This window comes from Falsiroseomonas sp., from assembly GCF_030695085.1.
Taxonomy (GTDB): Bacteria; Pseudomonadota; Alphaproteobacteria; order Acetobacterales; family Acetobacteraceae; genus Falsiroseomonas.
Genome location: NZ_JAUYTS010000055.1, coordinates 1 through 1,018 on the forward strand (window position 1 = coordinate 1; position 1,018 = coordinate 1,018).

Annotated in this window: 1 protein-coding gene; it reads right to left on the minus strand. The window is 70.8% G+C overall.

Translation table 11 applies throughout. From position 1 onward, the window contains the following. Positions 1-1,006 (minus strand): helix-turn-helix domain-containing protein (locus Q8S40_RS06215; RefSeq protein WP_305669692.1); only part of this gene is annotated, 1,006 nt, incomplete at its 3' end. Positions 1,007-1,018: the final 12 nt, after the last annotated feature.

Below are 1,018 nucleotides of genomic sequence, written 5' to 3' on the forward strand. Positions count from 1 at the left end.
CCGGCTTGCGGAACAGCAAGGTGCCCGACGCATCGCAGATCACCAATCCCGCCTGCGACCCCGGCAGCAGCGCCATCCGCCGCATCACCGCCAGCACGGGCAAGCCGCTGCGCTGCGCCAGCAGGCAGGGGTCATCCTCGCCGCCCTCCAGTGCCGCCTGCAACACCGCATCCGGCAAAAGCCGGAAATCCGCCTCGGCCTGCCGCAGGAACGCTGCCCCCAGCGAGCGCGCAGCGGCAGACGCCAGCCCGCCCACCTCCTCCAGCAGCCTGTCCGCCCCGCCGGGCTGCGCCAGTTCTGTCAACTGCCAGCCGCGCGCGGCCAGCCAGGTTTCCACCTCTTCCTGCGGGGCGGCCAGACCGGCATCCACCGCCGTATCCGGCCCGTCGAGATAGGCCACCAGCGCCTCGGCCCCGGTGGCCAGCCGTTCGCTGTCCTGATGCAGGTTGCGGTGAAACCGGGTGCGCCATTCGGGGTCGATGTCATCGGTATCGGCCAGAATGGCGGCCGTGGACCGGACAGAGGCCAACGCCGACAGCACCTCATGCAACGACGCCGACAGATGCGGGTCATGGGTCAGCCGGTCATTCAGCGCGCCGACCGCGCGTTCCAGCTGTGCCGCCCGGTGGTGTTGTGCGGCCAGCACCGCCGCCCAGCCGGGAAAGCGTCCGGCAAAATCCTCGATCCGGTCCAGTTCCGGCTGCACCATCGGGGTGGTGGCGGCAGCGGCGCGCAGATCATCGATCAACGCGCCCCCCGCCCCTTCGGACAGGATCGCGGTTTCGGTGCCCAGCACCGACGCCAGCCGCGCCAGCACCTCGGTGCCCACGCGGCGGCGGTTGTGTTCGATCAGGTTCAGATAGCTTGCCGAGATCCCCGCCGCCTGCGCCACATCGCCCTGCCGCAACCCCAGCGCGAGGCGCCGTTCGCGGATCAGGCTGCCGGTCAGGCTGGCGGGGGGGGGCTGGCTGTTGGGCATGGCGGTCCACTGGCTGGAAAGCGCCATCTTTACAGCCGC